Below are 13,095 nucleotides of genomic sequence, written 5' to 3' on the forward strand. Positions count from 1 at the left end.
ACCGGCCCGGGACGGGGTCACTTCGTCCGGCCGATGCGCAGGAGCAGGTCGAGCAGGGTCGCCCGCTCGGCGTCCGACAGCGGGGCGAAGAACTCGGCGAGGACGTCGTCGGCGACCGCGTTCCCGGCCGCGAGGACCTTCTCCCCGGCGGGCGTGAGGTGGTGCTCGATGCTCCGGCCGCGCCCCGGCCGCCGGTCGACGAGGTTCTGCGCGACCAGCCGCGCGGCGAGCGTCCCGAACGCCTGCTCGCTCTGGTACGTCTCCGCCGCCAGCGCGCGGGCGGACGCCCCCGGGGAGCGGCCGATCGCCCGCAGCGCGTCCCACTGCGACGGCGTGGTGCCGACACCAGCGAGCCCGCTGTCCAGCGACCGGTGCTGCCGGTACTGGGCCTGCTTGACGGCTCTTGCCAGGACTTGTCCTTCGACGGGCATACATCCAGCCTAGAACCGGCTACGACGACGCTATGAGGTCCCTGTACCAGGCATAGGACTTCTTGGGCGTGCGCTCCTGGGTCTCGTAGTCGACGTGGACGAGCCCGAACCGAGGGTGGTAGCCCTCCGACCATTCGAAGTTGTCCAGCAGCGACCACGTGAAGTAGCCGCGGATGTCGATGCCCTCGTCGACGGCCGCGCGCACGGCCTTGATGTGGGCGTTCAGGAACTCGATGCGGGACGAGTCGTCCACCACGCCGTCCGGGCCGATCTCGTCGGCGAACGAGCACCCGTTCTCCGTGATGTAGAGCGGCGGCAGGTCGTAGCGGGTGTCGAGCGTACGGAGCAGCGACAGGAAGGCGTCCGGGACGATCGGCCAGCCCATCCCGGTGGTCGGGTACTCGGTGATGTCCACGATGTCGAAGGGCAGCGGCCCCTCGGTCGCCGTCGCCAGCCGCGTCGGGTGGTAGTAGTTCACGCCCAGGAAGTCGATGGGCGAGGCGATGACCGACATGTCCTCAGAGCGGATGTACGGCGCGTCCCCGACCAGGTCGGGGTAGCGGCCGAGCAGCACGGGGTCGGTGAACAGCCGGTTCATGAACGCGTCGAAGGCGTCGGCGGCCGGCTGGTCGGCGGGGGTCGCGGCCCACGCCGGGGAGTAGTGGTTCGTCAGCCCGACGGCGCGGGCGCCCCGGCTGCGCAGGGCGTTGACGGCGAGGCCGTGCCCGAGGAGCTGGTGGTGCGCGGTGGGGAGCGCGTCCATCATGAGGGCCCGGCCGGGCGCGTAGACGCCGAACGCGTAGCCGTAGGCCATGACGACCACGGGCTCGTTCAGAGTTATCCACATGTCCACGCGGTCGGAGAGGCGCTCGGCCGCCAGGTAGGAGAATTCAGCGAACCGGTAGGCGGTGTCACGTTCCATCCACCCGCCTGCGTCTTCGAGCGGCTGCGGGAGGTCCCAGTGGTACAGGGTGGCGGCGGGGGAGATCCCGGCCGCGAGCAGTCCGTCGACGAGCCGGTCGTAGAAGTCGAGGCCCTTCACGTTGACCGGGCCGTTCCCGGACGGCTGTACGCGCGGCCACGCGATCGAGAACCGGTAGGAGTCGACGCCGAGGCCCGACATCAGCGCGACGTCCTCCGGCCACCGGTGGTAGTGGTCGCAGGCGACGTCGCCGGTGTGCCCGTCCCGGACGCGGCCGGGCGTGTGGGAGAAGGTGTCCCAGGTGGACGGGCCCCGCCCGTCCTCGTCCACCGCGCCCTCGATCTGGTAGGCGGCGGTGGCGACGCCCCATCGGAAGCCTTCTGGCAGCCCCATCGCGTTCCCCTCCCCGACATGCCCGGTGCAAAATGCGAATAGCCTTCGGATATTAGTGCCGGGGTGGTGCGGGCGGAAGACTCCGGTGGCCCCGGGGTGGTGAACGGGGTCCGTCCATGCCGGGCACCCCCGCGTTCGGGGGACAATGGCGGGGTGACCGAGATCCGGACCCCGCTCCGCCGCCGTCCCGCCCAGCGCCGCAGCGCCGAACGCGTCCAGCGGATGCTCGACGCCTGCGCGGAGATCCTCGACGAGGACGGCTACGACGGCCTCACCACCACCCGCATCGCGCAGCGCGCCGAGGTGGCGATCGGCTCGGTCTACCAGTTCTTCCCCGACAAGCGCGCGGTGGCGCAGGCCCTCGCGCTGCGCAACCTGGAGGAGTTCGGCGAGCGGATCTCCGCGCGGCTGGCCGAGGGCGGCTTCGGCGCCTGGTCCGACACGGTCGGCGCGATCATCGAGATCTTCGTGGAGATGCACCGCACCGTCCCCGGTTTCCGGGTGCTGCGCTTCGGCGACGTCGCCGACGTCAACCTGCTCGACTCCGACGCCGACAACAACGCGGTGGTCGCCGACCGGCTGCGCACGATGATCGTCGGCACGTTCGGCATCCAGGACAGCCCCGGTCTCGCCACCGCGCTCGCCATCTCCGTCGAGGCCGGCGACGCCGTGCTCAAGATGGCCTTCCGCCGCGACCCGGACGGCGATCCCGAGATCGTCGCCGAGGCGGAGCGGCTGATACACGGCTACCTCGCCGCCCACATCCAGCAGCGCTGACCGGCCGGAACGCCCGAGGTCCCGCGTCCCCGACGCGGCGGCCGGCGCCGTGCTCCCGAAAAGCCGGGAGGAAAAGGACTCGCTGTGGCAGACTCCCACCGCACAACGCGACAGAACGGGTGAGTCCGCTGGACGAAGAGAGACTGCAGGCGCAGAACAGGCTGCTGATCCGGCAGCGGGTGCGCCTGATGGTGAACCAGTACGAGGTGCACGCCGAGACGCCGGACGGCGGCGAGGGGGAGCTGCTCGCCTTCGCGCAGCAGAAGCGGCTCGCGTTCAAGGAGCAGGTCACCCTGTACTCGGACGACTCCAAGACGCGTCCGATCCTCGGCTTCAAGGCGCGCAAGCGCATCGACCTGGCCTCCGCCTACGACATCACGGACGCGCACGGCCAGCCCATCGGCGTCTTCCGCAAGGACTTCAAGAAGTCGCTGCTGGCCTCGACCTGGCACATGGAGCAGCCGGGCCTCGGCGTGTCGACGGGCACCGAGCGCAACAAGTTCGTGGCGGTGCTGCGCCGCGTCTGGCAGATCATCCCGTACGTGGACAGCCTGCCCTTCGCCTGGCCGTACCACTTCGACTTCTACGCCGGCGACCAGGTCGTCTTCTCGGTGGAGAAGAAGTTCGGCTTCCGCGACCGCTACATCGTCGAGATCAAGGACCCGCGGCTCGACCGCCGCCTGGTCATCGCCCAGGCCGTCGGCCTGGACGCCCTGCAGTCCCGCTGACCTCCGCCGATCCGCGCCGGCCGTCGCCCGCGTCCCCGTCCGGGGCGCGGGCGACGGCTTTTCCCCGTGGCCCTCTCGCCCGTGGCCCTCTTGCCCGGTGGTCCTCTTGCCCGTGGCCCTCTCGCCCGTGGTTATTCGCATGACCCTGGTTTCCCCGCGCTTTACATGTTACGAAGGTATGTAAAGCTGTGGGCGGTTGCACACCGGCGTCGCGACGGCGCGGCGCAACGCCAGGAGGAGGATCCCCCCGTGAGTTCGTTCGACCTCTACTCCACCCCTGTCCCGACGGAGACCTGGAACGTCCCCATGGCGGGCGACACCCGCTTCACCTGGGAGTACGACGACGGCCGCGACCGGCTGCTGAACCTGTACCAGAAGGGCAAGGACAAGCAGTGGGACGCGCAGAAGCGCATCGACTGGAGCCTTGAGGTCGACCCCCTCAACGTCGCCGGGCTGCCGGAGAACTTCAACCCGCTCTTCGGGTCCGACATCTGGGAGAAGATGTCGCAGAAGGAGCGGGACGAGTTCGGCCGCCACCAGGGCTCGTGGCTGTTCAGCCAGTTCCTGCACGGCGAGCAGGGCGCGCTGAACGTGTCGGCGCGCATCGTCCAGTCCGTCCCCGACCTGGACTCGAAGTTCTACGCCGCGACCCAGACCATGGACGAGGCGCGGCACGTCGAGCTGTACACGAAGTTCGTGCACGAGAAGATCGGGATGTACTACCCGATCAACCAGGACCTGGCGAAGCTGCTCGCCGAGTCGCTGGAGGACAGCCGCTGGGACCTGCCCTACCTCGGCATGCAGGTCCTCATCGAGGGCCTCGCGCTCGCCGCGTTCGGGCTCTACCGCGACATGTCGACGAACCCGCTGGTCAAGCAGCTGCTCGCGTACGTCATGCAGGACGAGGCCCGGCACGTCGCGTTCGGGCGGCTCGCGCTCAAGGACTACTACGCCGAGCTCACCGACAAGGAGCGGGCCGAGCGCGAGGAGTTCGTCGTCGAGGGCTGCTATCTCATGCGCGACCGGTTCAAGGGCCGCGAGATCTTCGAACAGCTCGACATGCCCGTCGACAAATGCATGGAGTTCGTCGACAACTCCGACATGTACACCCTCTATCAGTCGCTGCTGTTCAGCCGCATCGTGCCCTGTGTCCGGGACGTCGGCCTCTGGGGCGACAAGGTGCAGGCCGCCTACCAGGACATGGGCGTCCTCGACAATGCCAAGGCCGACCTGGAGGCGCTGATGAAGCAGGACGAGGAGATCGCCGAGAAGGTCGACGAGGAGAAGTACGCGGCCGAGCTGGCGGCGCGCAAGGACGAGGTCGACCAGGCCATCTCCCTCGGCACCGCCGAGTAGACCGGCACCCGTCAGGCGGGGGCGTCCACCGGGACGCCCCCGCTTCGGCTTTTATCGGAACTTTCCGCTTTCCGCCCGCCGCGCGCGATGCCGCCGACCAATTCCGAAGATCTTGCTGTTGTTTACCCATTGGTTTTTCAATTCGCCGCGCCGGGTCCCGGGTTGTACTAGCGTCCCCGCTCGACGGTGCGCCGTTCTCGCCAGCCGCGTGGGCGCACATCACACGTGCAGGTTCAAACGTGCAGGTTCAAAACGTGCGGCTTCCAAACGTGCAGTCTTCGAACATGCAGGGTCAAAGCCGAAATCCCCGGGGGAAAGAAATGAAGTTCTCAGCCAGCAGCCTGGTGGGCGCCGCCGTCGTCGCCCCGTTCGCCGCGGCGCTCGCCGTCGCCGCCGTGCCCGCGAGCGCCGCGCCCGCGGACGCGGACGCCGCGCCGGGCCCGTCCACCGCGCTCCTCTACGACGCCGCCGCCGCGGCCAACCCGGCCGTCCGGACGCTGCCGGAGCCGGTCGTCCGGACCGGAGGGCGGACCGCCGAGGCGGCCACCGGCGCCGCCGACGGCGCCCTGCGCGCCATGCCGGGCGCGTCCGGACTCCGCCGCGGAACCGACCACTGCACGCTGAACCCGGGCAAGGCGGTCAACTCCCACGCCGGGACGAGCCTGCCGGAGACGCCGCTGGACGCGGCCGGGCAGAAGCCGCTCGGCGGTCTCCCGAAGGGCGCCTGCCTGGACGCGACGCGCGCCGGCGCCCGGGACCGCACCTCCGGCACGGACGCGCTGGCCGGCCCGGTCGGCACCGCGGGCCGGGCGCTCTCGAACGTCGGCGGCGCGGTCCGCGGCAGCACGATCGGCCAGATCGCGAACGCGCCGTCCGCCCTCCCGGCGGGCCGGCGCGCCGCCATGCCGGTGAGCATGGCGCTGCCGGACGCGCTGCCGGGCGGGCTGCCCGTCGACCTGCCGAACGTGCCGGCCGCGCTCGCCGCCGCGCAGCCCGGCGGGCTGCCGGTCGGCGCCGTGCTCTTCCCGCCGCGCGAGCGGCGCGCCGGATCGGGCACGCCGGTGCCGTCCGACGAAGTCCTCGGCCAGGCGAACGGCGCCGTGAACAAGGCCGGCGCGAGCATCGACCAGACCGAGGACGGCGTCGGCCAGGTCGTGGACGTGCTGAAGACCAGGGACCGGGGCGCGCGGCGCGCGGACGGCCCGCTGTCGAACGGCCCGCTGAGCATGCCGGACGCGTCCGCGCTCGGCCTGCCGGCTCTGCCCGGCATCGGGTGATATTTAGCTACTCGCTCAACACTTCCCGGGGCGTTCCGTTGGCGGGGAGCGATTGTTATTTGCCCGAGATCGCACGTCTATGGCGAGTAAAAACGATCTACACAGGCAGTTACCGCGCGAAGTCGATCAACTGCCCAGCGCAAAGACTAGGGTGACAAAGCCCACAAATCAGGGGCCTGTGTCTTGATTCACGCGATACGCAACGTACGGTCAAGGACTTGTGCGGCACTTTAGAGATCAAAAGTAAAGATGCCTTTCCAGCCGCACCTGCCGGACGCCGGACCGCGATGAACGCGGACGCGCCTTGAGAGAGCGCGGAGAGACGGGCCAGCGAGCCCGCGGGCGGCGGAGGACTCGGGGGACGAGCGAGGTCGCCTGAGCGCGCCGTGAGATGAGCCGGGCGTCCGGGGTCCTGTCCCCTAACAAAGGACTCCTCTGTGGGTAGCCCTGTCAGGCGTCTTCTTCGAGCGCGCCTACGAACCGTCCTGATCGTCTCCGGAGCCGCCGTCGCCGTCCTCACCGTGGGCGCGTTCGCCCTGGTCAACGGCAACGGATCCAGCAGATCGGCGCAGGCCGCGCAGACCGCGCCACCGCCCGCCGACCCACCCGCCGACCCGTCCGGCGATCCGCTCGCGGGACGGCCGGGCGCGGACCCGCCGCGGGCGAGCCGCGGCAAGCCGCGCACACCGGAACCGTCACCGGCGAAGTCGCCGAAGAAGAAGCGGGCCAAGTCCGACAGCGAGGCCGCGCACCTGGCGAAGCCCGAGAAGAAGCGCAAGGTCGTCGCCTCCGGCTCCTGCGAAGCCTCCTACTACTGGCAGGGCCAGATGACCGCCAGCGGTGAGTCCTTCGACCCGGACGAGCTGACGGCCGCGCACAAGACGCTGCCGATGGGCTCCAAGGTCCGGGTGACGAACAAGAACAACGGCCGTTCGGTCACCGTCCGCATCAACGACCGCGGCCCGTACGCGGGCGGCCGCTGCCTGGACCTGTCCAGGGCGGCGATGAAGAAGGTCGGCGGCACCGGCTCAGGGGTGATCCCCGTCCGCTACGAGGTGCTCTCCCGCGGCTGACCCGCGAAGAGCGGCTGGGGAGCGTCCTGGTCGCCGGTCGTCCAGGCGCCGTGCCGGACGTCCTCCGGGAGGTCGCCGGTCTCGGGCCGGGCGTCCGGGCGGCCGGCCTCGCCCGGCCCGTCCAGCGGGCGGGCCAGGTGGTCGCGGAACCAGTCGGTGAGGGCGGTGTCGACCTGGACGGCCTCGGTGATCGGCGGGCGGGGCTCGGTGCCGGGTTCGGCGGCGAGCGCGTGGCCCATGCGGAACGTCGTGGACTCGACCGGTCCGGTGCCGTGCCGGCGCAGCAGGTCGCGCAGGCCGGAGATCTCCCGGGCGGGGACGACGCGGTCGCGGGCGCCGCCGATGAGCAGCGTGGGGACGTCCCGTCCGGCCAGGCCGTCGGCGAGGGCGCCGAGGTCGAGGCGGTCGGCGAGGTCGGCGGCCTGGGGCGACCAGTCCCGGTCGCGGCCGGAGCGCTTCTCCACCGCCCGCGCGGCCCGTGCCGGGGCGACGACGGGCGCCACGAGCGCCGCGGTGGTCACCGGCACGGCGCCGCGCAGCACGGCGAGCAGCGCGGCGGCGGCGCCCGCGCTGAAGCCGGCCACGGCGATGGGGCCGTCCTCCAGCGCGAGGTCGCGGCGGATCTCCGCGAGCGCGCCGGGCAGCCCCTCGGCGGCGCTCTCGACCGCCGCGCAGTACGCCTCGATGGCCGCGCTCTCCAGGATCGCGCCGGAGCCGAGCCCGCCCGGCGAGCGGCCCGGCAGGTCGAGGAAGACCCGCCACACCGGCACGCCGGTCATCGGGACCGCCGCGGCGAGCGCGGCGGCCGTGCGGGGCGGGTCGAAGCCGGGCCAGGCCACGATCAGCCGGACCGGGCCGGAGGCGGTCGCGTCCACCGCGGTCGGGGGCAGCGCGACATAGGGGTCGCCTGCCGCGGTGCCGTGGACGGGACGGTTCGAAGGGTCGCCGCTCATATCCGTTCGTCAGCTCCTGCCATGCTCGACGGGCCAGGCCGGTCGTGCTGGGGGAGGCGCCCGTGGGGACATGCTCGCAGTGCGCACCAGGCAACACGCCGTGAACCGCCGCGCGTCCGCCCTGAGAGTGATGAAGACCTCACCTGCGAGGCAACTCGATGGAACCGCCGCGCGACGTGCGCCGGGACCTCCGGGGCCCCGGCGGCGGAGCGCCCGTGACTTCCGCCTCATGACCGGACCGATGGAACATTTCCGGCAATCGTCGCGTCCTAGCTATGCGTGGGCGCCGCGGGGGCGCGCCCACCTGGACCTCGGACGAGGAGTGCTCGTGGACAGCAAGCGGAGTGCGGCCGCCGCCGGGCAGGCCTGGCAGATCTACAGCGAGACCCTTCAGCCCGACGCCCCGGGGCTCTGGACGCGGGTACGCGCCGTCCCCCGGATGCTCAAGTCGGTCCTGCGCGGGCAGTACAAGGGCATGTCCTTCCGGACGCTCGGACTGCTCGCCCTGGGCGTCGTCTACATCGTGTCCCCGATCGACGCCATCCCCGACGTGATCCCCGTCGTGGGCATCGCCGACGACACGGGCCTCGCCCTGTGGCTGGCCGCCGTCCTCGTCCGGTCCGCGGGCGACTTCGTCACCTGGGAGCGCGGCGGACGGCCCACCGTCATCGTCGGCGAGCCCGTCGACTGACCTGCGTATCCACCGCCGGTGACGTCCCGTTCAGCGGGATCCGTCACCGGCGGCGGCATGCGGCGGTGCGAACCTGCCAGCCGTCCGGGCCGATCGGCAGCAGGGAGCCCCCATGTCACGTGCGTCCGCAGGGATCCGAGCGGCGTGCGCCGCGATGGGGGCCGTCACCGCCCTGTCGCTGGCCGTCCCCGCAGCGTCCGCCGACGAGGGGGGCCACGGGAATCCGCTGATCACGGCGCCGTCGGTCACCCGCGACACGGACGGCACGTACCGGCTCCACTGGGAGAAGCGCCGCCCCGGCGCGGTCTACGTCTACGCCGCCGCCGACTCGCGCGACCCCTCCCGGGACGGCGAGCTGGTCACGGTGACGTCCTCGGGCGACGCGCGGATCACCGGCCTCGACCCGGCCCGCCGCTGGTACTTCGAGATCGCCCCCCGGCGGTCGGAGCGGGCGCACGGCGCGATCGCCGCGGACCGGCACGTCGCGCTGGCCGGCGCCGACAACCTGCGCGACCTCGGCGGCTACGAGACGGCGAACGGCCGCACGGTGCGCTGGGGCCTCGTCTACCGCTCGGACGCCCTGGCCGCGCTGACGGACGCGGACATGACGACGCTGGCGTCCCTCGGCCTCGCCACCGCCGTCGACTTCCGCGGCCGGCCGGAGATCGACAGATCGGGCCCCGACCGGCTGCCGCCGGGTACCGCGGCCGTCCACCTGCCGCTGCTCGACGAGTCCAGCAACGCGCTCTCCGTCGCGATCCAGGAGGCGCTGAGGACCGGTGACCCCGGGGTGGTCGACGACCTGCTCGGCGACGGGAAGGGGGAGCGGATCGTCGTCGACGGCTACCGCGCCCAGGCCACCAGCGAGGCGGCGCGGGCCGGTTTCCGGCAGGTCCTCCTGCACCTCGGCGACGACGCCCGGACGCCGCTGCTCTTCAACTGCACCGCGGGCAAGGACCGGACCGGAGTGATGTCCGCGGTCGTCCTGCGCCTGCTCGGCGTCCCGGAGAAGGCCGTCGTCGACGACTTCATGCTCTCCAACACCTACCTCGCGCGGTCGCACGAGCGGACCTACACCTACCTGGCGAGCCAGGGCATCGACGTCGAACTCATCCGCCCGCTCCTGGAGCAGCGGCCCGCCTACCTTGAGGCGTTCTTCGACGGGGTGCGCGCCGAGTACGGAAGCTTCGACCGCTACCTGCGGGACGGGCTGGGCCTGGACCAGCCGACCATCGTGAACCTGAGGAAGAAGCTGCTGACGCGCTAGCGCGGTCGCCGGCAGGTCCCGATCGGGGACCTGCCGGAGCATCCCGGCCTCCCCCGCGGCGTCAGGAGGGGCTCAGCTCTTTCGCGAACCGTTCGGCGGCGTCGCGCATGATGGGCACGACGTCCGGGACGGCCTCGCGCGTCATGCGCCCGGACGGCCCCGACACCGAGATCGCCGTCAACGCCGGCGCCCCCGGCAGCGGCACCGCGACGCAGCGGACGCCGATCTCCTGCTCCTCGTCGTCCAGCGCGTAGCCCTGCGCGCGGACCCGCTCCAGTTCCGCGAGGAGCGCGTCAGGGTCGGTGAAGGTCTTGGGCGTGTGCGCCTCCATGCCCGTCCGGGCCAGGATCTCGCGCACCTTCTGGTCGGGCAGCTGCGACAGCAGCGCCTTCCCCACGCCGGTGCAGTGCGGCTGGACGCGCCGTCCCACCTCGGTGAACATGCGCATCGAGTGCTTGGACGGCGCCTGCGCGACGTAGACGGCCTCGTCGCCCTCCAGCACCGCCATGTTGGCCGTCTCGCCGACCTCGTCCACCAGCCGTGCCAGCACCGGCCGCGCCCACGTCCCGAGCAGGCGGCCGGCGCCCTCGCCCAGCCGGACGAGCCGCGGGCCCAGGGCGTAGCGCTTGGACGGCTCCTGCCGCACGTAGCCGTGGTTCACCAGCGTCCGCATCAGCCGGTAGATCGTCGGCATCGGCAGCCCGGAGACCTCCGTCAGCTCCGACAGCGCCATCTCGCCCCCGGCGTCCGCCAGATGCTCCAGCAGGTCGAACGCGCGCTCCAGCGACCGAACGGCCTCCGCCACCCGGGTCTCCTCTCCCTCGCAACCCACCCGATTCTACGGAGAATCGATTTCGCTGTGCGAAAGAGAAGCGGTTGCCGCAGTGATGCACGTTACTCGTCCCGGCGATATGGCAATAACTGTCTGTGCCCGGCGCCTCGGCGCCGCCCCCCTGGCAGCCATGCAAGGAGACCGCTGGGGGGAACGGTGCGCCGAGGGACACGCTGGGGCGCGGTCACGGCCGGCACGACGCTGGCCGTGGCGATGGCGGCGAGCCCTTCCGCCGGGGCCGTGCCGGACGCGGCCCAGCCCGCGGCCCGCCTGATCATGGACATGACGACCTCACGGGGCGTCACCACCGGACGCGTTCACGCCCTGACCTACACGGTCCGCGTCCACGCGGAAGGCGGCGTCGCCCACGACGCCACCCTGCGCCTCACCGCGGACCGCCCCCTCTCGTGGACGCGCCATTCCGCCGGCTGCGTCCCGTCCGGTCACCGCGAACTCCGCTGCGCCTTGGGCGACCTGGCCGAGGCGCCGAGTGAACGGACGGCCACCGTCCGGATCCCGGCCTCGGCGACGTCCGCGAACCTGACCGTCCTCGCGGTGGCGAGGGCCGCGAACGCCCCCAGCCGCTCGACCCGCGCGGTATTCGCCCTCCCCGCCCCGAAGCCGCCTCCAAGCAACGACCCCGGTTCGACGACTCCCGCGCCCTGCACCTCCGGTGGGACGACCAGCAAACCGTGCCCGTCCCCGCACCCCACACGTCCGAGCGGCCCTGCGACCGGCCACTGCCCGCCCCGCACGACAAGCGACAACACCGAGCCGTGCCCGCCCCCAGAAGACGGCCACGCGCCGCCAAGGACGCCGTGTGCGAGCAGCAAGGCGAGCGTCGCAGGCAGGCCCTGTTCCACGGTGAAGCCGTCCGCAGGTGACGGCCACGCGCCGCCAAGGACGCCGTGTGCGAGCAGCAAGGCGAGCGTCGCAGGCAGGCCGTGTTCCACGGTGAAGCCGACTGCGGGTGACGGCCACGCGCCGCCAAGGACGCCGTGTGCGAGCAGCAAGGCGAGCGTCGCAGGCAGGCCCTGTTCCACGGTGAAGCCGTCCGCAGGTGACGGCCACGCGCCGCCAAGGACGCCCTGTGCGAGCAGCAAGGCGAGCGTCGCAGGCAGGCCCTGCTCCACGGTGAAGCCGTCCGGCGATAAGCCGAGCCCGTCCGTGCATTCCTCGGGTGTGAAGCCGACTGCGGGTGGCGGACACTCGTCGTCGGGCGCGCCGTGTACGGGTGGCAAGGCGAGCGTTGCCGGGAGGCCGTGCTTCACGGTGAAGCCGTCGGGCGTTGAGCCGCGACCGTCCGGCAGTGGAGGGACGGCGCCTAAATCTGGTCAGTGCGGGGGCGGTGCGGCGAGTGCCGATGGGGTGTCGTGCCCCGGCGTGGAGCCCTCTGTGGCCGAGCCGCCTTCGGACGACGAGCCCGGGGCGGGGGCCTCTGCGGGGGGCCACTCGCCGGGAGGGGGGCCCGCTGTGGTGGGGGAGCCGTCGGCGGGGACGTTCGCCGTGCCGGACCTGCCCACCGTCTCGCCGCCCGGGGCGGTGGTGCTGCCGCCGGTGAACGCGCCGGCGGCGCCGCAGGTGGCGCTCGGGCAGAGCCGGATGACGTTGATGTCGCCCGCCGGGATGGAGGAGGCGGACGAGACCGACTGGGCGGTCGTCATCGGGATCGCGCTCGTGGCCGAGATCGGGCTGCTGTGGGGGATCGCCTGCGTCGGGTTGCTGAGGAGGCGGCTGGCGCTGGACCGGGCGGCGTCCGACGGGTGACCGCGGTGGCGACGGGTGACCACCGGCCGCTCTGCGACAGACGTATTGAAGGGCATTGCATCCCAAATCGGGACCGGTGACAGTAGGCTGACCGGCTGATAGTAAACGCTGTCGTGACGGACAGGGGATCCGGTATGTCAGACGCGACGCTGCGATGTCCGAAGTGCGATTCCGAGCTCGACACCCACGAGCGCCACGGGGTGGTGATCGAGGAGTGCCCGGGGTGCAAGGGCGTGTTCCTCGACCGCGGCGAACTGGAGCAGCTGATCGACGCCGAGAGCCGCTACCTCGCGGAGCTCCCGGACGAGGTGAACCCGGAGACGGCCTACCAGGGGCGGCACCGCCGGGGCATCGTGGAGCGGATCTTCTCAGGCGGGTGAGCGGGCTCCGGCACGGTCGGTGACCGTGCGGACGCCCAGGCGAATCCCGTTGTCACGGCGGTGACAAACCGGCCTGCGGCGAATGTGACCGCGAGCTAATATCGCGCACTGACTACCATCCGGTAGCTTGACGATCATCGCCGGTCGCCGAGGGCGTCCAGACACCGCCGTCCGGCCGACGCGGCCACACCCCGCCGATGGCGCCCACCCGTACCGCACCGGGCCCGTCCGGCCCGTCCTCCCGGGAG

14 protein-coding genes are annotated in these 13,095 nt (G+C 71.9%); 9 read left to right on the forward strand and 5 right to left on the reverse strand.

The window, feature by feature from the left end; all coding sequences use genetic code 11:
• Positions 1–17: 17 nt before the first annotated feature.
• On the reverse strand, positions 18–431 hold the full coding sequence (locus ACA511_RS03610; protein ID WP_375022578.1) for a MarR family winged helix-turn-helix transcriptional regulator: 414 nt from the start codon (positions 429–431) through the stop codon (positions 18–20).
• A 19-nt stretch (positions 432–450) separates the two neighbouring features.
• Positions 451–1,746, reverse strand: coding sequence for a GH1 family beta-glucosidase (locus ACA511_RS03615; RefSeq protein WP_375022579.1), 1,296 nt, complete (start codon positions 1,744–1,746; stop codon positions 451–453).
• 153 nt (positions 1,747–1,899) lie between these two features.
• Here ACA511_RS03615 and ACA511_RS03620 point away from each other — a divergent pair, with 153 nt between their 5' ends.
• From ACA511_RS03620 to ACA511_RS03640, 5 genes are all read left to right on the forward strand, one after another.
• Positions 1,900–2,523 (forward strand): TetR family transcriptional regulator, encoded by a 624-nt coding sequence (locus ACA511_RS03620; protein WP_375022580.1) that lies wholly within the window; start codon positions 1,900–1,902, stop codon positions 2,521–2,523.
• Positions 2,524–2,642: 119 nt separating this feature from the next.
• Positions 2,643–3,251 (forward strand): hypothetical protein, encoded by a 609-nt coding sequence (locus ACA511_RS03625; protein WP_375022582.1) that lies wholly within the window; start codon positions 2,643–2,645, stop codon positions 3,249–3,251.
• Between the two features lie 249 nt (positions 3,252–3,500).
• Positions 3,501–4,607, forward strand: coding sequence for a ferritin-like domain-containing protein (locus tag ACA511_RS03630; protein ID WP_375022583.1), 1,107 nt, complete (start codon positions 3,501–3,503; stop codon positions 4,605–4,607).
• A 320-nt stretch (positions 4,608–4,927) separates the two neighbouring features.
• The gene (locus ACA511_RS03635) at positions 4,928–5,884 is read left to right on the forward strand and encodes a hypothetical protein (protein ID WP_375022584.1); all 957 of its coding nucleotides are present in this window, start codon (positions 4,928–4,930) and stop codon (positions 5,882–5,884) included.
• Between the two features lie 437 nt (positions 5,885–6,321).
• Positions 6,322–6,957, forward strand: coding sequence for a septal ring lytic transglycosylase RlpA family protein (locus ACA511_RS03640; protein WP_375022585.1), 636 nt, complete (start codon positions 6,322–6,324; stop codon positions 6,955–6,957).
• On the opposite strand, the gene ACA511_RS03645 is transcribed toward ACA511_RS03640, so the two are convergent.
• Positions 6,933–7,910 carry a hypothetical protein gene (locus ACA511_RS03645; protein ID WP_375022586.1) on the reverse strand — a complete coding sequence of 326 codons (978 nt, stop codon included), beginning with the start codon at positions 7,908–7,910 and terminating at the stop codon, positions 6,933–6,935. The genes ACA511_RS03640 and ACA511_RS03645 overlap by 25 nt on opposite strands.
• Positions 7,911–8,238: 328 nt before the next feature.
• Between ACA511_RS03645 and ACA511_RS03650 the strand changes: the two genes are divergently transcribed.
• Both ACA511_RS03650 and ACA511_RS03655 read left to right on the forward strand, forming a co-directional pair.
• Positions 8,239–8,601 (forward strand): YkvA family protein, encoded by a 363-nt coding sequence (locus tag ACA511_RS03650; protein ID WP_375022587.1) that lies wholly within the window; start codon positions 8,239–8,241, stop codon positions 8,599–8,601.
• Between the two features lie 112 nt (positions 8,602–8,713).
• Positions 8,714–9,868: a tyrosine-protein phosphatase gene (locus ACA511_RS03655; RefSeq protein ID WP_375022588.1), complete on the forward strand. Its 1,155-nt coding sequence runs from the start codon at positions 8,714–8,716 to the stop codon at positions 9,866–9,868.
• 61 nt (positions 9,869–9,929) lie between these two features.
• Here the strand turns inward: ACA511_RS03655 and ACA511_RS03660 are convergent, their stop codons facing one another.
• Positions 9,930–10,673: an IclR family transcriptional regulator gene (locus tag ACA511_RS03660; protein ID WP_375022589.1), complete on the reverse strand. Its 744-nt coding sequence runs from the start codon at positions 10,671–10,673 to the stop codon at positions 9,930–9,932.
• A 470-nt stretch (positions 10,674–11,143) separates the two neighbouring features.
• Positions 11,144–11,971 (reverse strand): hypothetical protein, encoded by an 828-nt coding sequence (locus ACA511_RS03665; RefSeq protein WP_375022590.1) that lies wholly within the window; start codon positions 11,969–11,971, stop codon positions 11,144–11,146.
• A 205-nt stretch (positions 11,972–12,176) separates the two neighbouring features.
• Here ACA511_RS03665 and ACA511_RS03670 point away from each other — a divergent pair, with 205 nt between their 5' ends.
• A complete protein-coding gene (locus ACA511_RS03670) occupies positions 12,177–12,467 on the forward strand; it encodes a hypothetical protein (RefSeq protein WP_375022591.1) in 291 nt (96 codons plus the stop codon).
• A 134-nt stretch (positions 12,468–12,601) separates the two neighbouring features.
• A complete protein-coding gene (locus tag ACA511_RS03675; protein WP_375022592.1) occupies positions 12,602–12,847 on the forward strand; it encodes a zf-TFIIB domain-containing protein in 246 nt (81 codons plus the stop codon).
• Positions 12,848–13,095: the final 248 nt, after the last annotated feature.

Source organism: Actinomadura sp. GTD37 (assembly GCF_041951365.1).
Lineage (GTDB): Bacteria > Actinomycetota > Actinomycetes > Streptosporangiales > Streptosporangiaceae > Spirillospora.